This is a genomic window from Rhizobium sp. YTUHZ045 (assembly GCF_051124255.1).
GTDB lineage: Bacteria > Pseudomonadota > Alphaproteobacteria > Rhizobiales > Rhizobiaceae > Rhizobium.
This window is the reverse complement of record NZ_CP101432.1, coordinates 1,515,172-1,536,033: the sequence shown is the minus strand read 5'-3', so window position 1 is coordinate 1,536,033 and position 20,862 is coordinate 1,515,172. Positions and strand designations below refer to the sequence as shown.

Below are 20,862 nucleotides of genomic sequence, written 5' to 3'. Positions count from 1 at the left end.
CCTATTGTTTTTAAAGAGATTTCTGCCCTCGTGTTGCATACATGTTGCAGTTAGCTGAGCAGGATGTTCGCTGCTTGTGCCAGCTCTGTTCCGTCATCCGAGCGTGCAAACAGGTGCCCGTAAGTGTCCATCGTCATCACGATCGAAGCATGTCCGAGGCGCTCTTGAACCATCTTTGCCGGCAGGCCGAGACCGCCGTCTTCCTTCCGGTTGATCAGCCAGCTTGCGAAGAAGTGGCGCAACGCATGCAAGCCCGTGTACTTGGCCCTGAGGATCGGCTTGCCATTTTTGTCACGCTTGCCGGTATCGATCGTTACGCCCGCCCGTACCATCGCCGGCTGGAGGCCCTTCCTGACGACGTTCGAGTGTGAGCGCGAGTCACCATCGGGATTGGCGAACACAAGGACAGGCTTGTTCCCCTGCTTGAGCTTCAGCTCTTTAAGAGTGTTGACGACAAGCGGCGGCACTGGAATGGTCCGCACCCCAGCTTCCGACTTCGGTGGCCCCATTTCCCGGAACTGATCCACCCGTTGACGGACGGCAATCTCTCCGCGCTTGAAATCGACGTCCTGCCAGCGTAGGCCGCGCAACTCCGACGAACGCATGCCTGTAAAGACTGCGGTTAACAACAGCGGGCGCCAGGTGCCCTCAAGGGCGCCGAGGAGCGCCTTGATCTCCGCAGGGGTTGGAATATCAGTTCCGACCTTAAGTTTGCCCTTCTGGCGCTTCTCCTGCCGCCTGTCCCGGCCCTTCCTGCTTCCCTTGATATCCCGCACCGGATTGCGAGCTGCAAGCCCACGCTCACCAGCGTCCGCGAGTATTGAGCCGAGCGAAGTCAGAATCTTTTTCACCATTGCCGGCGATCTGCCTTCTTTCCGCATACGATCCTCAAAGTCGCGCACGGCCGGCACGGTGAGCTTTGACAAGAGCACCTGACCGATCATCGGCACGATGTGATGCTCCAAGTGACTCTTGCGCTGATTGACTGTCGAGCGCTCAAGGCCGGCATTCTCACCAGAGGCGATCCACAGTGACCCGGCCTTCTCGACCGTCACGCTTGCTGAGTCGGCAACGTGCGTCCCTGCCCTCACCTCGACGGCAGCCGTGGCGGCAAACTGGTCGGCTTCCTTCTTCCTTGTGAAACTCTTCAGCCGGCGCTTGCCGCCCGTGTCGAAATAGTCAACGACCCAAGCATATTTCTGTTCGCCTTTCGGTGTTACCCATTCTCGCTTGCGGACGCTCATTTATCGGCCTCGCCGTTGGACTGGTACTTTTCGTCTACCGCTCTCTTGCGTGCGGCCACGTCGGCATCTTGCCGACCTTTCCATTTGAGTAGCGCCTTCTGCAATTCACCCACAGCGTCTTCATCCAGAGTTGGATCGCGACCGGCGGCGCCCGCCTCAATAGCGTTCACGATCTCCTCCGTAATCACGTCAATTGCGCCGCCATATCCGCGAATCTTCCTCATCGCGGAGAAAAGATGGTGCAGTTCCTCAAGGCGCGCACTGATCGAAACAGGCTCCGGAAAAGCCATTTCGAGCGCTCTGACGATTTCGGCGTTCATGCTGCGGCCGTTACGATCGCCGGCCGCCTTAATACGTTCGCGCATCCCAGGCGGAAGTCGCAGTTGAAACTGGTCAATGTTCGTTCTGTTTTCGGCCATTTCTCATATCTTCTCTTTAAACCTATCCAGTGGATATGTTTCCGCTTGACTATCAAGCCTATCCGTTGGATATATCATATCCTCTGGATATTACAGGAGGCAATCATCCAATGGAAGAAATTACAAAAGATTCCGCTCCGCCTCTAGAACTTGTCTGGGGTGCGGCGAACATCGCGAAACTCATTGGCAGGTCCCAGCGGGCCACGTTCCACATGCTCGACAGCGGCGAGCTCCCGGCCAAAAAGGTCGGCAACCGATGGGTCGCGGAGCGCGGCAAGCTAGTCGCTTTTTTCATGGATGCCGCATGACCGCCGCACTTTCGCACGGCGGCTGCATGGGGTGATGGGCGTCTTCGGGGACGTTCGGAAAATACCCTAGCCAGCAGCTTCGCGCAACTCGCGGTGGTTTCCGAATGGAGACCGCTGATGACGAAAATTGATTCAGATTATTTCGACTCGCCGCCCCTTGGCTGGCTTTTGACACGCCACATCGACTGGCTAATCGCCTGCGGTGTATCAAAAGCGGCGATTGTTGAGCCCGAGCCGATCCGTCTGATCCATGGCTTTCGCGGGCATGACGGCTTCTTCGAAGTAGACCGTAGCGGCCCAACTTGGTTGGCTTTCCGCGAGTGTGAAGACATCTGCTTTTGGCGGCCGGAATCCGACGAATTAGCGCGCTGGACGGGCCGGGCGTTCGCGCTCGGCGAGCAGGCAGTCGACAATGCGGGAACCTATTCTATCGGGCACTGCCTCCATGTCTTCAGCACGCCCCTTTGCTGGCTCAAAGCCGGCCGCGACGGGATCGTGGTCATCGATTGGCGGCGCGCTTTTGATGAACTTCGCCATTGCCCGCGCGTCGCCGTCCACGAAGCCCTCCTGCCGGTCTACACCCGGCACATGCGGCCCGCGCGGATGCCACAGGTGTCTATCCTGCGCAGGCGTGAGGGGGCGACGTCATGACCGACGAACCAAAGTTCGGAGCTATCAGACTCGATGTGTATCATCAGGCGCACAGAATGGAGGAACCCGCTCCGCCGGCCTATTCGGAAGAGGCCCTGGCGCTTGAATTTGCCAACCGGAACAATTTTCATCTCCGATTTGTCGCTGCCTGGAGCCAGTGGATGGAATGGGACGGCAAGGTCTGGCGAGCGGACAAGACGCTCGGTGTTTACGACCAGTGCCGCCGACTGTGCCGAGAATTCGCCTCAGATTGCGATGGCAAGGAGGAGGTGCGGCGGCGGCTCGCCAGTGCCAAAACCGTGGCAGCCGTCGCCTCACTGATCCGGGCGGACCGGCGGATCGCGGCAGCGATTGATCAATGGGATCGAGATAATTGGAGCATCAATACGCCAGCCGGTGTTGTTGATCTGACAACCGGCAGGCTCCGCATTGCCTCGCCGGGCGACTATTTGACTAAAATCTCGACGGTGGCTCCCGGTGGGGATTGCCCGCTCTGGCGCGCCTTTCTCGCCCGCGTCACGGCCGGAGACGAGGAACTGCAAGCCTTCCTCCAGCGGGTGGCGGGGTATTGCCTGACCGGCATCACCCGCGAACACGCGCTGTTCTTTCTGTTCGGCCACGGCGGCAACGGCAAAAGTGTCTTCATCGACACGCTGATGAATGTTGTCGGTGATTACGGCAGGAGCGCACCCATCGAGACGTTTGTCGCGTCTAGCGGTGACCGTCATCCCACCGAGCTTGCCGGCTTGCGCGGCGCGCGGCTGGTGACGGCGGTGGAGACGGAAGAAGGACGCCGTTGGGCGGAATCGAAGATCAAGGCGCTAACCGGCGGCGACCGTATAGCCGCGCGCTTCATGCGGCAGGACTTTTTCGAATACCAGCCGCAGTTCAAGCTCGTGATCGCCGGTAACCACAAGCCCAGCTTGCGCTCCGTTGACGAGGCGATCCGCCGTCGCTTCAACCTGATCCCCTTCACAGTGACGATCCCGCCCGAGGAGCGGGATGAAACCCTGACGGAAAAGCTCAAGGAGGAATGGCCGGGGATTTTCGCCTGGGCGATCGAAGGTTGCCTCGAATGGCAGCGTATCGGCCTGTCGCCACCGAGAGCGGTCACGGAAGCAACCGCCCATTATCTGGACGCCGAGGACGCTCTTGGTGCTTGGATGGAGGATTGTTGCCAGCGCGATCCGCAAGCGTTCGAGGGCACCATCCCTCTCTATGCGTCCTGGAAAAGCTGGGCGGAACGATCCGGCGAGACCGCAGGCTCGCAGAAGAGCTTCAAACAGGCGCTCGAAGCGCGTGGATTCACGTCCGCCAGGATTCAAAAAATGCGGGGTATTTACGGGCTTAGACTTTCCGAGCCAGCTCGGGGAGGACGCTATGGAGAGTTCGATTAAACGCCTCGGTGCCACGTGTGCCACGAGCTTCCATTTCGGGCGTCATACGCGCGCCGCGCGCGAACACTGGAAAAGCAAACTCATGGCAAACATGGCACGCGAACCGGCGAGGAGGCGTTGCGGCGCGAGTTTCGGACTTTCAATGAGAGATGAAAAGGCGCCAGTCCCGGCGCCGGTGCAAGGAAGGAGACGATCATGACAAACGTGCTGAACAGCGAGCAGAGGAGCAAGCTGGCGGACATCATGGCCAAGGCGACGGATGACGGAGTGCCTTACTGCGGTGACCTCGAACTCATGAAACGCTTTCGCGTGGCTTGCCCGGAATTGGGCCCCGAGGTCGCAGATAACGCGGTGCGCGGCATGATCCGAGCGGGCCGGATGATGGGTCATATCCCGGCATCCGCTGAACCGCAATCGCCACCTGACTATTCGAAGCTCCCGCCGGAGATGGCCCTGCATCGGCGCATGGTCGATATTTTCGTCAACAACAAGGATGTTGATGAAATGCGGCGGCAGCTCATCAGCGAATGCGGCCATGCGACTAGCGAGCAGTTCTCAAAAGCCGCTGAAGAAGGCTTGCACGTGCTCAAGGAACGAATGGCGGAACGGAAACGGCGGATGGAGACGCACGCTCGTTTCGACCCCCTATTTGATGACATTGCCGACCCGGAAGCGAGCGCGATCGAGCACGCGGAGCGGAAAGCCGAGCAGGGCGATCCACTTGCAATCGAATTCCTTCGCTATGTCGCTGCCAACCTGTCGGCTTGACCACCAAACGGCAAGGCCGGAGCCGTTGATCATCCCGGCTGAAGAGGAGAAGGAAGTGAACGAGGAAATGATGGATATCTCACCCCGCATTAATGCCTTTGAATACCTGACACATCTGGAGACGGAACTGAGACTTGGGAAGCGCTCATGCTATTCGCGCGCTGAACTGGTGGACGCCTTCCGCCATGTACGCCTCCAGGTCGCCGCGCATAAAGATAATCCGGAGACCCCCGGGCTCCTCGTGCGGATAGATCAGGATTTGGCTGAAATCTCGCGATGACGGGATTCAGGCCGGCCGGGACGTGAGTGTCCCGGCCTCTAAGGAGGCCAAAGGCCGATGACGGATGAAAATCTTCTCCTGCTCCTTGCAGACACTGCGGGAGAAAATGGCCGGCGCGGGATCGGAACCGGAGCCGGCGCCCGACGTCACCGACGACCATTTCGCGGCCGGCAATCTGATCGAACTGCCGCTCGCCGCTCAGCGCGTCGGGATACACGTGGAAGGGAAGCCGAGATGACTAGCTATTCGCTCGCCCTCGCTAAAATGACCCGCCTTCAGGGACAGGGCTGGTGATCATGGGTGCCGCAGAACGCCAGCGCCGCTACCGAGCACGGAGAAAGGCCGGCCGCCGTGTCGTCGTTCTTGAAGTCGATGCGGTTGAACTTGCCGTCGTATTGGAGAGCTTGCACTTTCTTAATCCGATGGAAGAGGACAATGACGCAGCAGTCCAGCGGGCGCTCGTTAACATGATCCGGGCACTCAGTCGCGGCTTAACAGGTGACGCGTGACGCCGAGCTAGTTCGAGATCTGCTACCATCGACACATGGTTGAAACGACAACATACGAGACGATAAGCGATGGCTCGTTGCACGAAGCCGGGCACTGCGTGGCCGCCCTCAGCTACGGGATCGGCGTCCGCCGTGTCTGCATTGACGCTGGCGAGGCGGTTATCGAGCCTTGTGGAATTTATCTTGAGCAGGGGCGCTATCACGGAGCCGTCGCCCTCGGATACGCGATCGTCGCTCTAGCCGGCCGAGCTGCGGCGCCTACAACCAGCTTGTCGAAATCGGACGAACTTCTATTGGATCAAGCGATTTTCTTGGGGTCGTGGGCTCACCCCCCCGACGAGATGTGTCGCGCGTTTTCTGCTCTCGCCAATAGCTTCGTGCTCGTTCACCGTAAGGAGATCGAAACCCTTGCCACGATCCTTGATCGACGCCGAAGCATGTCGGGCGCCGAAGTCGAGGAAATCATCAGGAGCATCGGGCAATGGTAGAGAAGGAAGAGGAGCAGGAACTCGCCCTTCTCGCAACACGCGCCGAGGAGATCAGAACCGGCCTCGACACCAACTTCACGGAAGAGCAGCTTCAACGGCCATTGAGCAGGCGTATGGTTCACGCGCTCGTCGCCTCGCTGACCGCTACTACATCCGCGAAACTGAAGGCTCTCTCCGCCCGCGTCGCCGAACTCGAAGCTGGCGGCGTCCGCTATTCTGGTTGTTATCAAAGAGCGCTGGAATACCGAAAGGGCAGCGTCGTGACTTTCGTTTCCTCGATGTGGGTCGCCCTTGATAACGTCCCGGCCGGCGTGCAACCCGGCTCAAACACCGCCTTTTGGCAGCTGGCTCAAAAGGGCAATCCGTCAAAGCGCGTGAAGGCAACCGAGAGAGAGCAATGATATCCTTCAAAGAAGCCGTAGCGCGGACCTCCGCATCGCTCGACCGACAGATCGCGGACGCCCTCGACCAATCCGAGTTGGTCCTCCTCGACCAAGGAGCAACCGCAGACGAGATTGCCTCTTTCCGAGCTGAATACCTGGCCGAATCCCAAGTGTGGAGGGCCGAAGCCTTGGCTGAGATAATTCGCGGACTGTCAGATTGGGACGCGCCGACCGGCAAGCTGCAATGAAGCCGGGGGGATGGGCCAATGCCAAAATGGCCGCCTTCAAAAGGCCCGCGCGCCCTTTCATGCGTATAATTTTTTTGGCGCCGGCAGAAAAATGAGTTTTTCCCGTCCATAGATCGAAATGGCTAAGAAGACCCCCGGACGACCACCGCATAACCCTAGCGCAACCGACCGCCGTGTCGTCGCGCTGTTGGCTTCAACGGGAGTGCGGCAGTCGGAAATCTGTTACGTCCTCGGCATCTCCGAAAAGACGTTGCGACGTCGTTACGAGGCAGAGTTGCGCCGAGGCGCATGGAAGTTGGAATGCGCGCTCGCTCTGCGGCTTTTCGACATTGCCGGCGGCAAAAGCGCCGTCGCGCTTCGGGCGAACAAGTTTATATTGAAGGCTCGCTTCGGATGGTCGGAATTTGCGCCACGACCGCCCGAGTGAAGGCCGGATGCGCCGGACTATCTCATCTTAACTTTTCGCGGGTCCGCCCGCACGAGGCCCCGAGAAAGACACCATGACCAAGCCTGACACCGCCGCCCTGCTAGAGGACACCGCCGACCGGATCGCGGACGTTTCCCGGCCCGACCTTCAGATCCTTCTTCGCCGTGCCGCCCTGTTGCTGCGAAACTCCAGCTCGATCGCATTCGACGACGACGTTGAAGAAGCTCTCCGGGATTTGTCAGGCGAGTTCGGCAAGACCCGCAATGATACCATCCGGTTCATCGTCAGGGAGTGGATGGAGAAGAACACTTATCTGCCCGTGCACGAGTTGGATGAAGACGGCGAGGTCGACGGGAACGCTTAAATTGCGTTGATAAACTGTGGATTAATCGCCGCCCACGCTCACGGCATCAATGATTTGCGTCATAGTGCGACCTGCAGTCACGGAAGCGACCGCTCTGACAAAGCGAAATGGTCGCCCCGAGACTGCTGGCGCTACGCCCGCGTGGGGAGAGGGTGGCTGCAACCATCCTCTCCTTTCGGTAGCCTACCGTGCTACATGTAATGATGTAGCGCAACATGCAACATACCGATATCCACGATTCATGCGGCACAGTTGTCCGCACGTCCCTCGCCATATAATGGAGCATCACCATGCCTAGCTTGGCGCAGATGACCGGTTCACTGCACATCCATAATTTTTATATCGGGAAGTTGAAAGCCAAGCAGGAACAGCTTTTCGACAGCGACCCCGACCTGGCGATGCTTCTCGACAATGTGGCTGCCATTCTCTCAGAGCACGCGGTCGCGTTGGCCGGCGACATCGCTGACATGGAAGATGACGACACGTGAGTTCTGTAGCTAACGTCGGCACGGATAAGTATCCTGCAACGCAAGCAGCATCACCCATGCAAAGACGCTGATCTTGGCTTTTCCATGCTCTGGATGCTTGCGGACGAAGGTGACAAACATGTCCGTGTACTCCGCACCGCTCATCTTTGACAGCGCGGGTTCGCAATATAGGGGTGCCGTATGTCTCTCCTCCAGTGCGAAATTGGCCGCCTCTACTCCTTTCGCCGCCCCGATGACGAGCGCATGGATCTCGTCCTCGTCTAACTGCTCGATCATGGCATCGATCGACAACTGAGACCGCTCTGCTTTCCCGTTGGCAACGCCCCCGACCACAAGTGAGAGCGCCAATGCAATAACTGCCACCCGCATAAACTTTCCCATCGTGATCAATCTCGCGATCCTACATAACGCGACTGAAAATGGCAGCAATTGACAGAATCACTGACGCGCTGCCTAGCCCATATATCGCGTAATCAATGGTGCGGTTTTATTCGAGTGATGATCTGAAACAATATTAAAAGAATCAGAGCAAGCATTGCAGACCCAATAAAACTCGCAGAGTACAGGACCGAGAACCCATACTCTTTGCGCCCGAGTAGGAGCTCTAAAGCGTGGCACTTTCCATTTGTGCAGGCCTCTGAAATTGGAAATGTGTACACTAGTATGCAATAAATTATATAAATTATTACGCCGAAATATAACATCCACGACAGATCGCGTGTTGTTGTTTCTGCCATCGGAAATAAAGGACCGCCATGGCGATGCTTCTCTAAAACAAATATCCCTGCAAAGCATAGAGCCGTTGCGAACTGCCCTACGGTTACGAGAACAGGTAGATCGTATGTCTTTAAAAACATCAGCGAAATCAAAGCCACGAACCCTAATGGAAAAAGAAAAGCAGCAACAAAACGCTCACCACTCATTGCTCTTCGATATACGAGAGCTTCAGTAGTGACATAGGCAGACCAAATCGTCGCCAGAATTGGAACTGGGCCGGCGATCCAGGGCAGGCTAATAGAAGGCATAATTTCCCCAACACCACGACGAGTATTTCACGCACTGAGTCGTAAGAAATGCCAGAAGAAACAAAAAAGCGGAACTAGGCCGCGAACCATAAGTGCTTAATGATAGCGTTGGGTGGAAACCATCATGCAATTCGGCTAGTCGTCGTCCATGCTTAAGTTTGTAGAACTACAGCTCGGCCACGGTTGGGTTGCCGAGCCAAATGCCCCCAGCCTGAAGTTTCAGTTGCGGGCTCCAACGTCAACGTCTGTTTCCGCTCGCATAGGCCAGTGGGAGACGAAAAACCGTCGGGTATTCTCAGGGCTTTGAACCTATTTTCGAAGGCCGGTCCGAAGTTCGATGAGGCATGGGGCACTCTAAGCTTCATTCGCTGCAGCCGGTGGCGCTGGGACGACACCAACGATCATGAATGGCATAAGGTAGATGGCCATGGTCGTTACAGTGGCATAGCCCCGCGATGGGGCGAGTTCTATGAGTTAGTTGGCCACGACCCGATCCGCGATGCCGTGCCGTGGGAAACAATCCACGAAGACACCGCCAACTCTCGACATTTTCTCTATTATTTTCGCGACGAAACGCTCGAGTTCATGTCCGAGGAGTGGTCGTTCACCCCTAGCCTGACGGTCTTGTGAGGCTTCTTGGCTCTTCTCGGACTTTAGTTTCGGTTGCGGATCGTAGCAGTTGCCGCACTATTCTAACTCATAAACCGCGGCATTATCCGCTGGATCCCGCAGCCCCTTGTACGATGGGTGCCGCAGCTTCCCGTCATGCGTCCAGGCGCGATATTCGATCTCGGCGACAAGTTTCGGTTTGATCCAGATCAGGTTCTTGCGCCCGCCGGAATATTTCACCGCAGGCGCCGACACCTTAAGCTTGTCCATCGCAGCGCGAAGCTCCAATGCCTGGTTTGCCTTAAAGCCAGTACCGACCGATCCGACATAGACCAACTGGCCCTCTCTCCGCGCAGCCAACAGCAGCGCGCCGATATTCCCGAACGCCGAGCTTGACCGCTGATAGCCAATGATCGCGAAGCCGTCGCTCTGGATGCATTTGATCTTCTGCCATTCGCCACCGCGCCCGCCGCGATACGTGCTGTTCCGGTCTTTCGCGATGATGCCCTCAAGGCCATGCTCGCAAGCGATGCGCAGAAGCGTTTCGCCATCCGCCTCGATCTCCTCGGATAGACGAATGGCCTCCTCCCCGCCGGGCGGCACTATCCCCTCGAGGAGATGGCGCCGGGCGGTGAGCTCTGTCCCGGTGAGGTCGTGGCCGTCGAGGTAGAGCAAGTCGAAGGCCATCAGGACCGATTCCCATGATATCCGCTTGCCGCCCTTGCCTCCGAGCGACTGCTGAAGCTTGCCGAAATCCGAACGGCCAAGATCATCAAACACGACGGCCTCGCCGTCCAATATCGCTGTTGAGACGGGAAGGCGTTTTGCTGCGGCGGCAATGGCAGGAAACCGTTCGGTCCAGTAATGACCGCCGCTGGTCAGGATCCTGATGCCCTTCGGTTCGATGTGGACGGCCAGCCGGTAGCCATCCCATTTCACCTCGAACGCCCACTGTCGCCCTTTCGGCGGCCGCGGCTTCAGCAGCGCAAGGCACGGATCGAGGCGCGCCGGCATTGGGTCGAGGGTAAGCTGATGCTGTGCCGGGTCACGCTTCTTACGCGGCCGGCTGCGGAGCGGTGCGTCAGCGTCACCAAGCAGCGGCTGGGAAGGCTTGCGAGGCGGCTTTGTCATCGCCGCAGTTCATCAGCAACGCCTTAAAAAGCAATTGACCAAGATTGATTATTGACTTGGATCGTGGCGAGCAGAAACTAGCGATACGCTCGGGGTTGAGCGCGTCTATTGAGAGAAGGTAAACGACGATGACCCCGTTGCAGCCCGTGTCACGATGCGCGCTGAACAACGCTGAACTGGCCCTCTGTCAGAGGGTATATGACCGCATCATCTCAGCCAGACCGCTCATTTCAGATGCCGAGCGCGAGGACCTAGCCAGCATGATTATCCGGTCATACCAGCATGGGGTGACGGACGAGGATGCGTTAGTGCGGTTGCTGAGCTGATCGCAAACCTCCTATTCGGGCTGTCCGATAACAGGAACCTTACGCATCATCTCCCCATCAATTGCCCGCTTCGGCGGGGCTATTTTTGTTCCCGTCAAATTCATTATTGACTCGCCCGCCGACGAGAACATATTAGGAACATCGCTCGGGCGGAGCATCTCAATAATGCGGCAGAAAGGCCCTGAAAGGGGAAGGATGACGCATGGCCGAAACGATCGGCGAGGCAATGGACGCCGGGTGGGATGTCAGCGCCAGATGCGCGTGGGGGAAACGTGAGGGGCTGAAGAGCGTTCGCGAATGCCAGTGGAAGCATAAACTGGATATTGTCACCCTGGTGGCGACGAGAGGGCGTGACTTTCCGCTCGCCATGCTCTCGCAGCGGATGCGCTGCCCGGTCTGCGGCAGCCGCCGTGTGGCAATTGCCTACCTGCCCAAGAGCGCGCCGCGGGCTGAAACCATGCCACGGGGGTCGAAATGGTAAGATTTTTGGAGGTGCCGAATTGGGACCCTGGCTACGTCAACACGACGCCGCAACACATCGCAATTATGGCCGAATGTACAGCCTGCGGCGATAGGCGCGAATTCTCTATGGATCGGCTGCCGGCCAGCCTTCATTATGCGCAGATCAAGGAGGTCGAGAGACGCCTAAAATGCTCGGTGTGCGGCGCTAAGGCCGGAAAGCTGCGGTTCGGCAGCTTTGTGCCGGATTAGTAGGGAGGGGACAATTTGAGTATCGAAGGCCATTCATCGGCACCTGGCGCTAACGTGATCATAGAGCATTATTGCGAAGAGCCCGGCTGCAAGGAATGGGGAGGCTTCGGCAATAGCCCCTCGAAGGCTATTCCTGTTCGATGGTGGTGCTGGGAGCACTTTCCCCACAAGACTTATGAACAGGAACAGGCGCTGAGACGAAAGCTCGAGGCCGTGGACGAGACAACCAGACAATGATGGCTGGACTGATCCTATGCGCTTCACTGACGGCGGTCGACGGCGATACCGTCAAATGCGATGGACAGAACATGCGACTGCTGGGGGAAGGTGTTTCGTTCGTCTCAGGAATCGACACGCCGGAGATGGGGAGCCACGCGAAGTGCATAAAGGAACGGAAGCTGGCGTTGATCGCCAAGGGAAGGCTGAAAGAGCTCCTGGCTGAAAAGGGCTTGCGGGTGATGTTCAGCGGCGCGGTGGACAGGACGCCATCGCACCGGCCGCTCGTCAACATCTACAGAGCGAATGGGGAAGAGATCGGGAAGAAGTTGCTGCAGGAAGGCTTCGCTCGCAGTTGGAGTCGAAAACTGAGGAACAATTGGTGCGATTAAGCCAGCCGACCGCCAATCCAACGGACTCAGCCGGCACTGTCTTTCGCACTTCGTTCGCCGGTAAACAGCGCCCAGATTCCGAGACTCAGTCCAGCCAGTGCGGGAACGCCCAAGAGGACCCCAAAATAAATTGTGATCGGGAGGTCATGAATCCCTATAAATATTTCCTGCCCAGCACACTTATCAGCCATGTACCCTCTGAAATGATTACACTTTCCGACGTCAGGGAATAAAACGAAAAGGCCGTCAAAAACAAACAGGAATGTCAGGCAGAGGGCCACGGCGCGAAACATAATCGAGGCAGGACCACGCCTGAGAGACATGTCCGGTTTTGTTTTTTGAATGGACCACAACAGCTTGCCGAGTAGGAAGCACGCAGCCGTTCCGAGGCATTGGGCTATAATCAGGGCGAGCGTCGGGTTGATAAAGGCCTTCACGAATTGCGCAGCGAGAGCTGCAACGAATGCTACCAGCCCCAGAATTGAAACCACTGACGGAAATGTAATCCCGTCGCGTGTTACGACTGCGCGATAGAGAACATAGGAAGCCCAGGCAGTCAGGGCTATGGGAATGAGGCCGATGGGCCAAGGGAACGAGAGATCAAGCATGCCCTGACTATGCCTGAACACGTCCGTTACTCAACCGAAATGCGGAAACAAACCATCCTCCTCATGCGCTGTTTTTCGCCAGTGACGCAATGATGGCGTGGAGCTGTCGGGTCGTTTCCCTTCGGCCGCGCGCTGAAGATCGATCCGAGGACCGTGAAGCGAGGCTATCGCCGCGAGCTGGACATCGGCGCCGCAAAGCTTGAAGCCGCTCATCGTCGGCCATCTTCCCCACGTGGCCGAAGGTAGAGGAGCCGTCGCGCTCAAGACAATCCGGTTCACGTTGCCGGATTACGCGCCGCGCAAGATTAGCTAATAGGTGCGTTGTGTTCGCCAGTTTGCTTTCTGGCCCCCATAAAGGAATACGCCCACCTGTCCAATTCATCTGCAAGAGAGTCGCATAACGGGGTCAAATCAGCGAGCACAGCGCCCAGCCCTTCCGGGAACCACCTCGGACGCCGGCCCGGCGTGATCTCTTCCATGAAGAAGCCTTCGCTTACTACGTCCGTAATGAGCTTTAGCCAGTCCGATGCCTGCTCTAGGGATTCCTCAACAATTGGGTCGAAAAAGTCTCTCGCGTCTGTAACCGCGCGTGAATTGACGAGCCTATGCAGCGCATGCGCTCGATAGATCGCGAATTTGGCCTTGAGTTGCGCGTCGGGCGTCCAGTCAGGCTCGAACGCACCCTCGGGAACAAGGTCCAAAAGCTGTTCGATTTGTGCGACCCCTTCACGAAGTTGGTGAGGTACGCTGTGAGCAAGTCTCAAAGCAGCGAGTTTACGAGGCATCTGCGTAACATGCAGTTCCCGTTCATGCCGCGCTTGCTGCAATCGGTCTGAATCTCTCATTTGCCGCACAGTCCATCGGGCAGCGAGGATCGCCAGAATACCTGTGATCAATGTCTGGAAATCAAACAGGAAGTTGCGAACCACGTCACCGCCCTTTCCGGTAGGAGCTCTCGGTTCTCCAAACGCTGCCGGCAAAATCAGCGCTGCTACAACAAGCAGTATCCAAAGGAGTTCAAGTTTCCGTTTATGGTCCTCCGTCACCGGGTGCCCCTTCATTCGCCTGCATGGCGCGTTTTTGCACGCACCGATTAGGGCGTGATTCCCCGATGATCGGTCAATGCTGCACGGACTTTGTCCACGGCGCTTTAAGTTCGGCCGGGAGGAGCTTTTCGGGTGGCCGGAAGGACGAAGGCGATACCGGCCGGGCATCCAAACCGCAGTTTCGATTTGTGAACTTGCTTCTGTGCTGTCTCAGCCAATACTTCGAGGACCGGTATGCGAATCGAAGCTGGTATGACAAATGCGGATAACGATAACCGACTTGATCGGTGGTGTGTACGACTACAACGAGCATGCAAAGCTGGCCGATCGCGGCGCCCGCCGCTATCATCCCTTTTCCTTTGACTTCGACTCGACCCCCATGAACCTCAAGGACCCTGAGGAGCACTGGGATGAGCAGGCGAAAAATGATCACGCCAACAGCCGGGCCCAAGTCGTCGAAAGGCTCAAGGTCGAGCACGGTGTCCGAAACATTGCGATGATCACCCAGAACACGATCGATCTGGGGCCTAAATCGATGTCCTTACTCAGCTATCACAACATGCTGCACGAGCAGGCGCGCCGCTCGTTTGTCACAGGCGCGTACTATCCCGCGTTGGTCGCAGCATGCGCCCTTGGCGAGCGCATCCTTAACCATCTCATTCTTGACCTCCGGGATAGTTTTAAGGCCTCCCCTCACTACAAAAAGGTCTACAGGAAGGACTCCTTCGACTACTGGCCTTTTGCGGTAACGGTGCTGATGGACTGGAAAGTGCTGGTCACTGGCGTCGAGGTGGACTTCCTCGCGCTGAGCGACCTGCGAAATCGCTCGATTCATTTTAACCCCGACACCTACCAGTCTTTGCGTGAAGATGCGCTTACCGCTCTCCATCGGCTTGATAAGATCATTGCGAAACAGTTCGGTTACTTCGGCCGCCAGCCCTGGTTCATCGAGAACACACCAGGTGCGCAGTTCATAAAGCGGGACTACGAAACCGACCCGTTCGTGCGCACTTATATTATCCCGCGTAGCGGCTTCGTCGGACCGCTTTACGGCATGGAGATGACGCCGGATGGCAACTGGCGGCATCTCGATTATGCCGACTATGGCGATGAAGAACTTGCTGACGAGGCGTTTGCGACACGTGTCAGGGACCGCGATCCGAAGAAGGTTGTTTCCCGCGAGTTGATTGAAAAGAACCGCAAGAGCATGGGATAGACCTGCTGTTGACGGTCGAAACTCCTGACGGCCGGCGGCCGGCAGCTTGGATTGGACGATACCCCTTTTTGATAGATGTTCGCCGTGCGGCAACGCGCTTACGATCTTCACGCCGGGGGAGATAGGGCATGCGTCAGGGTTATCGCGTTCCGCAGAAGAAATCGGTGCTGCTCACGGCGCCCGGCTTAGTCATCGGCGCGGTCGCGTTTGGCGCGGCCGGCGGCTGGACCGCGAGCGACATGCTGGCCTCATGGAACGCTTCTGGCGGTTCCGGACAATCGTGCAGGATCAAGGGCAACATCAGCATCGACACGGGCGAGCGCATCTTCCATGTGCCGGGGCAGAAATACTACGCACAGACGAAGATCAGCCCCCAGTACGGGGAAAGATGGTTCTGTACGGAGTTTGAGGCTTGGGCGGCCGGCTGGCGAAAATCGAAATCGTGATGAGCGGAAAGAAGGCTTCGCCCGAACACGGAACCCTAAATGCCGGAACGACTGGTGTCACTGAGCGGAGTTTTTCCCGTGTCCTTTAGATCCCCACCATCTGCCGAATTTTGCGTTTAAGTGAACCAGGTTCTTTTCCAATCACCGTCCGCCCCGTTAAATATCCAGAAACCTCATCAGATAACAAAGCAAATGAAGCGTAAAACAATATAACGATGGGTGAAAACATCACGAGAGCACACGAATTCGAAAGCACTGGTGCGATCGCGAACTCAGAGGACAATGTTTCAGCCAATATAACCAGAGGAATCCAGGCAAATACCGAAATCAAAAGCCCGATTACAATAGCATAAAGGCCATATTTCTTTTCATTTATCATTAAAATTCTTAGTAAACTAAAAAGATAGCTTCGCATCTTCAGTCCCTCAGCGACTCTGGTACGGGATTAGCAGGGCGCCATCCATCGGCCGCTCATCAACATTTCGAACGAATGGGGACGAGATCGGGAAAAAGCTGCTCAGGGAAGCTCCGCCCGCCCCGCTCCGAACTCGTGGTGGATGGGAGCTGAGATCTAACCGTCTCGCCTTCCACGCTCATACAGGCCTTCAATTGTAATTTCTCTCATCGCCATTTGAAGCCATGCCGTAAAAAAGCCGGTCCTGAATTTTGACTGGGACCCCAGTTCGACTAGGAGAAGAATCGTCAGAAAAGCGAAAAGCATGACCGGCCAAAGGAACGAGACATCCGCGACCGTGGAAGGATCAATGTCATTGAGTTGGACATAAAGAATCGTTCCGCCAAACAGTACCGCACAGCAAGGCGCAAGGGCCAACCAAGCCCAGACAAAGAAGCGGACTTCTTCATGTAAATTTTTCACCCGCTTTTGCTCCGTTAATGAGAGGCTGCGATAGTCAGTATCATAGCGGGGCTCTCCCTGAAAACGGCCACGTGAACGTAGGACGCAAGAGACGACAATGTTTCCCTAAGGAGCAAATTCCCCCAGCCCTTATCCACGAACCGCGCTGGCGGCCCCGTGGGAGTCAAGGCGGGGCATCAGCGCCGCGTGGACAGGTTCCAGTATTCACAGAGCAGATCGAGGTATTCGCGGAGATCGCGGGCGGCTCTGAGCTTGGCCCGTTTGCTTGCTCCTGGGCCGACAATCTCACCGAGGGAGTAGCCCTCGCCGCATATCCGCGACACCAGCCAGTACCCCTTCTCGCCAAGCAGAGGTCGAATCCGACGAAGTTCCTCGGCCGCCTGCATCTGGCGGTGGCCGATCGGGTCCGCAATACCGCCGCCATCCACCGGCTCACGACCGTAGTCGATCGCCCGCGTGCTCCGGCACATCGCTTCCCACAAGGCGCGAAACCTCGTCGCGGCGGCGAGCTGAGCGGCGTCGATCCGGCCGCGCGAGGCCAACATCGTGATGGCGCTTTCCCGGATGTTGACGATCGCCGGAATGGTTCGGGGATTACCCGCCTCACCGTCATGCGCCGGCGAGAAGTACGGATTCGCGATGGTCACCGCCCGCAAGGAGCGGTGCGGATCGGAGGACGGCGTTCTTTTCGATGAGATGGGCATTGAGGAAGGATGCCACAACGCCGAAGGTTAAAAAAGGCACGAACGGCCGGGGTTTAGGAGGGCCGGCATGTCGCATACATGTCGCACGGAGCTGCCGTCACTAAATGAGAGCCGTTGTAAACATTGAGAAATTTTTTGCAACATATGCAACATGCAGCCAAGGGGAGGCTGACAGCTAGGTCGCGCTAAGCTTTTGTTTTTACTGGTAAAATTGTTGGAGGCCTCGCCCGGAATTGAACCGGGGTACAAGGATTTGCAGTCCTCTGCGTCACCACTCCGCCACGAGGCCTCACCTGTGACCGACATCGAAAAATATCGTGTGGTGGCCGCGATTTAGACCAGCTCTAGAATGAGCGCAAGACCTTTCATTCTGAATGTGGTCCTTTTTTCATTCCGAACAGGCGTTAGCGGAAAATCCTGCGTGACCCGCTCCACGCTTGAATGATGATAGCGGGTTAACTACATACCAATAAAAGTCCAGCCCTTCGGCATCACCCCAAATAGTTACGATTGCAATGCGAACCGATTTGGTTGATCCCCATTTTCTGGGGAGAAATCATGCACGACGCGACATTCGGCGGGACTGCCAAAGACATCTTTTTTTCACTTCTTGCCACGCTCAAGCGCCTCTCGAGGATCTATGTGAACGGAGGCAAGGAAGACGAGTGGGGCTATGCCCTCGTTACCGAAACTGTCATCGACATCAACACGAAGATGCCGATCACCGGCCACGTGATGCGCAAGGTCGTCGACGGCAAGTTTGTTCACCGCCAGATGACAGAGGAAGAGTGCGAAGATTTCGACGCGGGCCGATCCTGGTGAATTGCCTGCCACTCGGGACATGAAAAACCACCGGCGGCATTTGGACGAATTCCCAACTTGACTTAGAGCGCCTGCCCGCCATCTTATCGCCGTGGGAGGGATAGGAGCTGCGATGGAATGGGCTGCCCTCAAAGAAAGGCAGGGACGTGCGGCATATGATGCCGAGACCCGGGATCTCCACGTAAAGTTCGCCGGTTCAGCGCCGGTGAGACATGCGAATATTCCGCCGCATGTCTACCAGAACCTTCTGGAAACGAACGATCCACACTTTTATTACCGGTATTATATCGCGCCATCGCGCGTCTCACCGGCCCGTCGACAACCCTTCTCGATGGTCGTCCACGGACTGAAGCTCGTTCTGCTTCTTGCCGCCTGCAGTGTGTTGATGGCAACCGAGCTGGATCCGGGCCATGGCGGGATTTTCGAGGAAAGCGAACTGAGATCGAATTAGAATCGCTTCATCCGGATCCATGCAAATCGAACTCGACACCCGACCTGCGTGATCAGCCGACGGTGATACCGACGCTCTCAAGCGAGGTCCTGTTCTGGGAACGGTAGCGGCGATCGTCCCGACCGCGGTCGTTCCTGCCGTCGCGCTCATTACGGCCGTTAAAATTGCGATAGTTGCGAGGCCCGTTATACCAGCCTTCGCCTTGATCGATGACGCACCCTTCGGGGCGGCGGCAGATACCGCTCGCGTCAAAACCCCGGCTGTCGACGGCCTGGGCCTCGGCTGATGTGGCTGAGACCATCGCCGCTACCGAGAAAACTGCAATAAAAAATGGCTTCATATCCTCACCCGGATCGTCGTGGTGCGTTTCAGCTCCATAAACCACCAATGCCGAAAACGATCCACGTTCCGCAGGGCGTCTCCCGCGACCGCCGTTAGCCGGCCGGCGTTCGCCGCCTGTGCCACCAGACTGCCAGCCGGCGCCGAAGCCGGCGGGCGATGGAAAGATCATGCGAAAGCACCAGGAGGCCGAGCGGCAGCATCCAGAAACCGAGGACCGGCAGGAAGCCCAGCAATCCACAGAAAACGAGGGCCGCACCGATTGCCATCCGTCCGATGCGTGAGTGCGGCATGCCAATGCTGAAGGAGCCGAGCATAAGCCTGTGGTTTACGTGGTCGATACCGAAGCGCCCTGCCCGCCTTCTGCGCTTTTCGCTGCCCGTTGTCTCTTGGCGATCATTCCTGTTTGTCATTTCCCAGAGATGGGCGCAGACTGTCCAAATACAAGTTCATTTCATTTTTTTGAAAAAACCGCTTGGCAAATCGGGCAAGCATTTGTATTAGCCCACTCACACCGCGCCAAGCAGTGATCCCTGGTAGCTCAGCGGTAGAGCATTCGACTGTTAATCGACAGGTCGCCGGTTCGAATCCGGCCCGGGGAGCCAATTCTAGAAATAAGTGCCTGTTTTTGTTGAGAAATCCGAAGGCAGGCACTTACTTCCCCGCTTTCCCCCAATTTGAAGTCATATGTCGCCGTCGCTTGGGCTATAATTTTTCTGTTACTGATTTATCCCAACGTTAATTCCGCCGTTGGCGGCACACCGACCGTGGGCGGCAAGGCACTCCTCTCGCCTAGTCCTAAATCCGCACCCGCCTGAACCTTGCGAAAGTTCCCAAGGCGCGTGGATTCGGTCTATCTGAAGCTTTTGCTGGTAACCACGGATGTACTGGCGCCGTGCTAATGCAAAAGAAGGGTCGGCGCTGGCATTCGCCCGATCCTTCTCTTTTGCGACAGTTCAGTGGCTACTGCTGATAGCTCCCTTCCCTGTCCGACACCGTGATTTCCTCGCACCGCAGCTGGTCAGATCCAGACAGGTATCGGCGCAGGTTACCCTACTGCATGTTTTCATGCCGAGGGCAGTTGCCGTTAGTGCTGCCGACTAAAAGTCAAAATACACGGTCACACCTGACCGACGGCGATAGGGGTAATCGTCGCGATAGCCGTAATAGTCGCGATAGCCGTGGTAGTCGCGGTAGCCGTAATAATGCGGACGATAGCAGGAGCCGTAATACCGGCAGTCGCGGTAAGCGTACCGGTGTTTCTTCCAGTGGCCATACGCATGTCCATTACCGTGGTGACGGTGTTTGACCTGCTCGACGTCGGCGGTGTGTATAGCTACCGCTTTCGGCACGACAATCGGCGCGGCGTTAAGCGGCAGGGCGAAAGATGCAGACAAGACAATGGCTGCAAGCGAGGAAAAAAGCATCTTCATCGGCGCATCCTTTCAAGCTGCGATTCTGGGTTAACAAGCATTAACCTCCGATGAACGACGGCCCGCTCACAAAAACACCAGACAACGCACCGCTGGTTTGGCCGCGGGTGGTGTTCGAGCCGGCCATTGGTGTTCAGAGCAAGCGCACCCGGGCAGTCAGCCGGCGGCGACCGTTATCGAGGGAGCGCGCCCGACGCTGCTGCCTGGCCGCCGGCATAGGTCGATAAGATGTGAAAATGGCACGCCCATTAAGTTGGGCGTGCCGAGTTACCGATCCTTGCTCCGATTAATGCAACTTACCAGGTCTGGCGATTATACCAGTCGTCAATGTCTCGCCGGGTACGGTCTTTCTCGTAGCCGTAGCGCTCCTGGATCTTGCCTTCGAGCTGATCGCGCTTACCGTTGATGACGTCAAGATCGTCGTCGGTCAGCTTGCCCCACTGCTCCTTGACCTTGCCTTTCATCTGCTTCCAATTGCCTTCAACGCGGTTCCAATCCATGGCTCATTCCTCCTGTCGTAGGAAAGAGGAACGGAG

General features: G+C 57.1%; 34 protein-coding genes and 2 tRNA genes. 20 read left to right on the top strand and 16 right to left on the bottom strand.

Annotation, left to right across the window (positions count from 1 at the left end; all coding sequences use genetic code 11):
• Nucleotides 1–50: 50 nt before the first annotated feature.
• Nucleotides 51–1,244 (bottom strand): tyrosine-type recombinase/integrase, encoded by a 1,194-nt coding sequence (locus NMA58_RS07630; protein WP_434712857.1) that lies wholly within the window; start codon nt 1,242–1,244, stop codon nt 51–53.
• On the bottom strand, nt 1,241–1,663 hold the full coding sequence (locus NMA58_RS07625) for an Arc family DNA-binding protein (protein ID WP_434712856.1): 423 nt from the start codon (nt 1,661–1,663) through the stop codon (nt 1,241–1,243). The genes NMA58_RS07630 and NMA58_RS07625 overlap by 4 nt, the downstream gene beginning before the upstream one ends.
• A 110-nt stretch (nt 1,664–1,773) precedes the next feature.
• Here NMA58_RS07625 and NMA58_RS07620 point away from each other — a divergent pair, with 110 nt between their 5' ends.
• The 6 genes from NMA58_RS07620 to NMA58_RS07595 all read left to right on the top strand — a co-directional run bounded on the left by NMA58_RS07620 (nt 1,774) and on the right by NMA58_RS07595 (nt 5,305).
• Nucleotides 1,774–1,971: a DNA-binding protein gene (locus NMA58_RS07620; protein WP_434712854.1), complete on the top strand. Its 198-nt coding sequence runs from the start codon at nt 1,774–1,776 to the stop codon at nt 1,969–1,971.
• 117 nt (nt 1,972–2,088) lie between these two features.
• The gene (locus NMA58_RS07615) at nt 2,089–2,622 is read left to right on the top strand and encodes a hypothetical protein (protein WP_434712853.1); all 534 of its coding nucleotides are present in this window, start codon (nt 2,089–2,091) and stop codon (nt 2,620–2,622) included.
• A 161-nt stretch (nt 2,623–2,783) separates the two neighbouring features.
• Nucleotides 2,784–4,019, top strand: a complete 1,236-nt coding sequence (locus NMA58_RS07610; protein WP_434712852.1) for a phage/plasmid primase, P4 family — start codon at nt 2,784–2,786, stop codon at nt 4,017–4,019.
• Between the two features lie 195 nt (nt 4,020–4,214).
• Complete coding sequence (locus NMA58_RS07605) at nt 4,215–4,787, top strand: hypothetical protein (RefSeq protein ID WP_434712851.1); 573 nt, start codon at nt 4,215–4,217, stop codon at nt 4,785–4,787.
• Between the two features lie 55 nt (nt 4,788–4,842).
• Nucleotides 4,843–5,067, top strand: coding sequence for a hypothetical protein (locus NMA58_RS07600; RefSeq protein WP_434712850.1), 225 nt, complete (start codon nt 4,843–4,845; stop codon nt 5,065–5,067).
• A gap of 64 nt (nt 5,068–5,131) precedes the next feature.
• Nucleotides 5,132–5,305 (top strand): hypothetical protein, encoded by a 174-nt coding sequence (locus NMA58_RS07595; RefSeq protein WP_434712849.1) that lies wholly within the window; start codon nt 5,132–5,134, stop codon nt 5,303–5,305.
• Nucleotides 5,306–5,342: 37 nt separating this feature from the next.
• On the opposite strand, the gene NMA58_RS07590 is transcribed toward NMA58_RS07595, so the two are convergent.
• Nucleotides 5,343–5,477 (bottom strand): hypothetical protein, encoded by a 135-nt coding sequence (locus NMA58_RS07590; protein ID WP_434712848.1) that lies wholly within the window; start codon nt 5,475–5,477, stop codon nt 5,343–5,345.
• Between the two features lie 134 nt (nt 5,478–5,611).
• On the opposite strand from NMA58_RS07590, the gene NMA58_RS07585 reads away from it, so the two are divergent.
• From NMA58_RS07585 to NMA58_RS07565, 5 genes are all read left to right on the top strand, one after another.
• Nucleotides 5,612–6,064: a hypothetical protein gene (locus tag NMA58_RS07585; RefSeq protein WP_434712847.1), complete on the top strand. Its 453-nt coding sequence runs from the start codon at nt 5,612–5,614 to the stop codon at nt 6,062–6,064.
• Entirely contained in the window at nt 6,058–6,465 is a 408-nt protein-coding gene (locus NMA58_RS07580) for a transposase (RefSeq protein ID WP_434712845.1), read from the top strand. The genes NMA58_RS07585 and NMA58_RS07580 overlap by 7 nt, the downstream gene beginning before the upstream one ends.
• Complete coding sequence (locus NMA58_RS07575) at nt 6,462–6,695, top strand: hypothetical protein (RefSeq protein ID WP_434712844.1); 234 nt, start codon at nt 6,462–6,464, stop codon at nt 6,693–6,695. Before NMA58_RS07580 ends, NMA58_RS07575 begins: the two co-directional genes overlap by 4 nt.
• Nucleotides 6,696–7,195: 500 nt before the next feature.
• Nucleotides 7,196–7,486 carry a CopG family transcriptional regulator gene (locus NMA58_RS07570; RefSeq protein ID WP_434712843.1) on the top strand — a complete coding sequence of 97 codons (291 nt, stop codon included), beginning with the start codon at nt 7,196–7,198 and terminating at the stop codon, nt 7,484–7,486.
• Between the two features lie 290 nt (nt 7,487–7,776).
• Nucleotides 7,777–7,974, top strand: coding sequence for a hypothetical protein (locus NMA58_RS07565; RefSeq protein ID WP_221158043.1), 198 nt, complete (start codon nt 7,777–7,779; stop codon nt 7,972–7,974).
• Nucleotides 7,975–7,983: 9 nt separating this feature from the next.
• Here NMA58_RS07565 and NMA58_RS07560 read toward each other — a convergent pair whose 3' ends face one another.
• Together NMA58_RS07560 and NMA58_RS07555 are read right to left on the bottom strand one after the other, a co-directional pair.
• Nucleotides 7,984–8,364, bottom strand: a complete 381-nt coding sequence (locus tag NMA58_RS07560; RefSeq protein ID WP_434712842.1) for a hypothetical protein — start codon at nt 8,362–8,364, stop codon at nt 7,984–7,986.
• A gap of 83 nt (nt 8,365–8,447) precedes the next feature.
• Nucleotides 8,448–8,999 carry a hypothetical protein gene (locus tag NMA58_RS07555; protein ID WP_434712841.1) on the bottom strand — a complete coding sequence of 184 codons (552 nt, stop codon included), beginning with the start codon at nt 8,997–8,999 and terminating at the stop codon, nt 8,448–8,450.
• 267 nt (nt 9,000–9,266) lie between these two features.
• Here NMA58_RS07555 and NMA58_RS07550 point away from each other — a divergent pair, with 267 nt between their 5' ends.
• Nucleotides 9,267–9,629, top strand: coding sequence for a hypothetical protein (locus tag NMA58_RS07550; RefSeq protein WP_434712840.1), 363 nt, complete (start codon nt 9,267–9,269; stop codon nt 9,627–9,629).
• A 57-nt stretch (nt 9,630–9,686) separates the two neighbouring features.
• Here NMA58_RS07550 and ligD read toward each other — a convergent pair whose 3' ends face one another.
• Nucleotides 9,687–10,739 carry a non-homologous end-joining DNA ligase gene (gene ligD, locus NMA58_RS07545; RefSeq protein ID WP_434712839.1) on the bottom strand — a complete coding sequence of 351 codons (1,053 nt, stop codon included), beginning with the start codon at nt 10,737–10,739 and terminating at the stop codon, nt 9,687–9,689.
• Between the two features lie 528 nt (nt 10,740–11,267).
• Between ligD and NMA58_RS07540 the strand changes: the two genes are divergently transcribed.
• The 3 genes from NMA58_RS07540 (at nt 11,268) to NMA58_RS07530 (ending at nt 12,384) form a co-directional block, all read left to right on the top strand.
• The gene (locus NMA58_RS07540; RefSeq protein WP_434712838.1) at nt 11,268–11,546 is read left to right on the top strand and encodes a hypothetical protein; all 279 of its coding nucleotides are present in this window, start codon (nt 11,268–11,270) and stop codon (nt 11,544–11,546) included.
• 245 nt (nt 11,547–11,791) lie between these two features.
• On the top strand, nt 11,792–12,013 hold the full coding sequence (locus NMA58_RS07535) for a hypothetical protein (RefSeq protein ID WP_434712837.1): 222 nt from the start codon (nt 11,792–11,794) through the stop codon (nt 12,011–12,013).
• Nucleotides 12,010–12,384, top strand: coding sequence for a thermonuclease family protein (locus NMA58_RS07530; RefSeq protein WP_434712836.1), 375 nt, complete (start codon nt 12,010–12,012; stop codon nt 12,382–12,384). Before NMA58_RS07535 ends, NMA58_RS07530 begins: the two co-directional genes overlap by 4 nt.
• A gap of 26 nt (nt 12,385–12,410) precedes the next feature.
• On the opposite strand, the gene NMA58_RS07525 is transcribed toward NMA58_RS07530, so the two are convergent.
• Together NMA58_RS07525 and NMA58_RS07520 are read right to left on the bottom strand one after the other, a co-directional pair.
• Complete coding sequence (locus tag NMA58_RS07525) at nt 12,411–12,992, bottom strand: hypothetical protein (RefSeq protein ID WP_434712835.1); 582 nt, start codon at nt 12,990–12,992, stop codon at nt 12,411–12,413.
• Between the two features lie 305 nt (nt 12,993–13,297).
• Nucleotides 13,298–14,038: a hypothetical protein gene (locus NMA58_RS07520; protein ID WP_434712834.1), complete on the bottom strand. Its 741-nt coding sequence runs from the start codon at nt 14,036–14,038 to the stop codon at nt 13,298–13,300.
• A 280-nt stretch (nt 14,039–14,318) separates the two neighbouring features.
• Here NMA58_RS07520 and NMA58_RS07515 point away from each other — a divergent pair, with 280 nt between their 5' ends.
• Together NMA58_RS07515 and NMA58_RS07510 are read left to right on the top strand one after the other, a co-directional pair.
• On the top strand, nt 14,319–15,254 hold the full coding sequence (locus NMA58_RS07515) for a hypothetical protein (RefSeq protein WP_434712833.1): 936 nt from the start codon (nt 14,319–14,321) through the stop codon (nt 15,252–15,254).
• A 128-nt stretch (nt 15,255–15,382) separates the two neighbouring features.
• A complete protein-coding gene (locus tag NMA58_RS07510) occupies nt 15,383–15,700 on the top strand; it encodes a sunset domain-containing protein (RefSeq protein WP_434712832.1) in 318 nt (105 codons plus the stop codon).
• Nucleotides 15,701–15,785: 85 nt separating this feature from the next.
• On the opposite strand, the gene NMA58_RS07505 is transcribed toward NMA58_RS07510, so the two are convergent.
• The 4 genes from NMA58_RS07505 to NMA58_RS07490 all read right to left on the bottom strand — a co-directional run bounded on the left by NMA58_RS07505 (nt 15,786) and on the right by NMA58_RS07490 (nt 17,570).
• Nucleotides 15,786–16,115: a hypothetical protein gene (locus NMA58_RS07505; RefSeq protein WP_434712831.1), complete on the bottom strand. Its 330-nt coding sequence runs from the start codon at nt 16,113–16,115 to the stop codon at nt 15,786–15,788.
• Between the two features lie 156 nt (nt 16,116–16,271).
• Nucleotides 16,272–16,577, bottom strand: a complete 306-nt coding sequence (locus NMA58_RS07500; RefSeq protein ID WP_434712830.1) for a hypothetical protein — start codon at nt 16,575–16,577, stop codon at nt 16,272–16,274.
• A gap of 176 nt (nt 16,578–16,753) precedes the next feature.
• On the bottom strand, nt 16,754–17,281 hold the full coding sequence (locus NMA58_RS07495; protein ID WP_434712829.1) for a hypothetical protein: 528 nt from the start codon (nt 17,279–17,281) through the stop codon (nt 16,754–16,756).
• Nucleotides 17,282–17,496: 215 nt separating this feature from the next.
• Nucleotides 17,497–17,570, bottom strand: a tRNA-Cys gene (locus tag NMA58_RS07490).
• A 269-nt stretch (nt 17,571–17,839) separates the two neighbouring features.
• On the opposite strand from NMA58_RS07490, the gene NMA58_RS07485 reads away from it, so the two are divergent.
• Both NMA58_RS07485 and NMA58_RS07480 read left to right on the top strand, forming a co-directional pair.
• Entirely contained in the window at nt 17,840–18,103 is a 264-nt protein-coding gene (locus NMA58_RS07485) for a hypothetical protein (protein ID WP_221114538.1), read from the top strand.
• A 112-nt stretch (nt 18,104–18,215) separates the two neighbouring features.
• Nucleotides 18,216–18,554 carry a KTSC domain-containing protein gene (locus NMA58_RS07480; RefSeq protein WP_183700897.1) on the top strand — a complete coding sequence of 113 codons (339 nt, stop codon included), beginning with the start codon at nt 18,216–18,218 and terminating at the stop codon, nt 18,552–18,554.
• A gap of 52 nt (nt 18,555–18,606) precedes the next feature.
• Here the strand turns inward: NMA58_RS07480 and NMA58_RS07475 are convergent, their stop codons facing one another.
• Together NMA58_RS07475 and NMA58_RS07470 are read right to left on the bottom strand one after the other, a co-directional pair.
• The gene (locus NMA58_RS07475) at nt 18,607–18,894 is read right to left on the bottom strand and encodes a hypothetical protein (RefSeq protein ID WP_221138372.1); all 288 of its coding nucleotides are present in this window, start codon (nt 18,892–18,894) and stop codon (nt 18,607–18,609) included.
• 94 nt (nt 18,895–18,988) lie between these two features.
• On the bottom strand, nt 18,989–19,306 hold the full coding sequence (locus NMA58_RS07470; protein WP_085777917.1) for a hypothetical protein: 318 nt from the start codon (nt 19,304–19,306) through the stop codon (nt 18,989–18,991).
• A gap of 117 nt (nt 19,307–19,423) precedes the next feature.
• Between NMA58_RS07470 and NMA58_RS07465 the strand changes: the two genes are divergently transcribed.
• Nucleotides 19,424–19,498, top strand: a tRNA-Asn gene (locus NMA58_RS07465).
• A gap of 495 nt (nt 19,499–19,993) precedes the next feature.
• On the opposite strand, the gene NMA58_RS07460 is transcribed toward NMA58_RS07465, so the two are convergent.
• The gene (locus tag NMA58_RS07460; protein ID WP_434712828.1) at nt 19,994–20,326 is read right to left on the bottom strand and encodes a hypothetical protein; all 333 of its coding nucleotides are present in this window, start codon (nt 20,324–20,326) and stop codon (nt 19,994–19,996) included.
• Between the two features lie 296 nt (nt 20,327–20,622).
• Nucleotides 20,623–20,826, bottom strand: coding sequence for a CsbD family protein (locus tag NMA58_RS07455; protein WP_009986102.1), 204 nt, complete (start codon nt 20,824–20,826; stop codon nt 20,623–20,625).
• Between the last annotated feature and the right edge of the window lie 36 nt (nt 20,827–20,862).

Excerpts from the sequence above, each read along its gene's own strand:
- NMA58_RS07610 (WP_434712852.1), top strand. The coding sequence starts at position 2,784 with ATGGAATGGGACGGCAAGGTCTGGCGAGCGGACAAGACGCTCGGTGTT.
- NMA58_RS07570 (WP_434712843.1), top strand. The coding sequence starts at position 7,196 with ATGACCAAGCCTGACACCGCCGCCCTGCTAGAGGACACCGCCGACCGG.
- NMA58_RS07510 (WP_434712832.1), top strand. The coding sequence starts at position 15,383 with ATGCGTCAGGGTTATCGCGTTCCGCAGAAGAAATCGGTGCTGCTCACG.
- NMA58_RS07475 (WP_221138372.1), bottom strand. The coding sequence starts at position 18,894 with ATGAAGCCATTTTTTATTGCAGTTTTCTCGGTAGCGGCGATGGTCTCA.
- NMA58_RS07555 (WP_434712841.1), bottom strand. The coding sequence starts at position 8,999 with ATGCCTTCTATTAGCCTGCCCTGGATCGCCGGCCCAGTTCCAATTCTG.
- NMA58_RS07575 (WP_434712844.1), top strand. The coding sequence starts at position 6,462 with ATGATATCCTTCAAAGAAGCCGTAGCGCGGACCTCCGCATCGCTCGAC.
- NMA58_RS07485 (WP_221114538.1), top strand. The coding sequence starts at position 17,840 with ATGCACGACGCGACATTCGGCGGGACTGCCAAAGACATCTTTTTTTCA.
- NMA58_RS07580 (WP_434712845.1), top strand. The coding sequence starts at position 6,058 with ATGGTAGAGAAGGAAGAGGAGCAGGAACTCGCCCTTCTCGCAACACGC.
- NMA58_RS07630 (WP_434712857.1), bottom strand. The coding sequence starts at position 1,244 with ATGAGCGTCCGCAAGCGAGAATGGGTAACACCGAAAGGCGAACAGAAA.
- NMA58_RS07615 (WP_434712853.1), top strand. The coding sequence starts at position 2,089 with ATGACGAAAATTGATTCAGATTATTTCGACTCGCCGCCCCTTGGCTGG.
- NMA58_RS07530 (WP_434712836.1), top strand. The coding sequence starts at position 12,010 with ATGATGGCTGGACTGATCCTATGCGCTTCACTGACGGCGGTCGACGGC.
- NMA58_RS07505 (WP_434712831.1), bottom strand. The coding sequence starts at position 16,115 with ATGCGAAGCTATCTTTTTAGTTTACTAAGAATTTTAATGATAAATGAA.
- NMA58_RS07565 (WP_221158043.1), top strand. The coding sequence starts at position 7,777 with ATGCCTAGCTTGGCGCAGATGACCGGTTCACTGCACATCCATAATTTT.
- NMA58_RS07470 (WP_085777917.1), bottom strand. The coding sequence starts at position 19,306 with ATGACAAACAGGAATGATCGCCAAGAGACAACGGGCAGCGAAAAGCGC.
- NMA58_RS07540 (WP_434712838.1), top strand. The coding sequence starts at position 11,268 with ATGGCCGAAACGATCGGCGAGGCAATGGACGCCGGGTGGGATGTCAGC.
- NMA58_RS07625 (WP_434712856.1), bottom strand. The coding sequence starts at position 1,663 with ATGGCCGAAAACAGAACGAACATTGACCAGTTTCAACTGCGACTTCCG.
- NMA58_RS07605 (WP_434712851.1), top strand. The coding sequence starts at position 4,215 with ATGACAAACGTGCTGAACAGCGAGCAGAGGAGCAAGCTGGCGGACATC.
- NMA58_RS07495 (WP_434712829.1), bottom strand. The coding sequence starts at position 17,281 with ATGCCCATCTCATCGAAAAGAACGCCGTCCTCCGATCCGCACCGCTCC.
- NMA58_RS07480 (WP_183700897.1), top strand. The coding sequence starts at position 18,216 with ATGGAATGGGCTGCCCTCAAAGAAAGGCAGGGACGTGCGGCATATGAT.
- NMA58_RS07620 (WP_434712854.1), top strand. The coding sequence starts at position 1,774 with ATGGAAGAAATTACAAAAGATTCCGCTCCGCCTCTAGAACTTGTCTGG.
- NMA58_RS07595 (WP_434712849.1), top strand. The coding sequence starts at position 5,132 with ATGAAAATCTTCTCCTGCTCCTTGCAGACACTGCGGGAGAAAATGGCC.
- NMA58_RS07525 (WP_434712835.1), bottom strand. The coding sequence starts at position 12,992 with ATGCTTGATCTCTCGTTCCCTTGGCCCATCGGCCTCATTCCCATAGCC.
- NMA58_RS07455 (WP_009986102.1), bottom strand. The coding sequence starts at position 20,826 with ATGGATTGGAACCGCGTTGAAGGCAATTGGAAGCAGATGAAAGGCAAG.
- NMA58_RS07460 (WP_434712828.1), bottom strand. The coding sequence starts at position 20,326 with ATGAAGATGCTTTTTTCCTCGCTTGCAGCCATTGTCTTGTCTGCATCT.
- NMA58_RS07585 (WP_434712847.1), top strand. The coding sequence starts at position 5,612 with ATGGTTGAAACGACAACATACGAGACGATAAGCGATGGCTCGTTGCAC.
- ligD (WP_434712839.1), bottom strand. The coding sequence starts at position 10,739 with ATGACAAAGCCGCCTCGCAAGCCTTCCCAGCCGCTGCTTGGTGACGCT.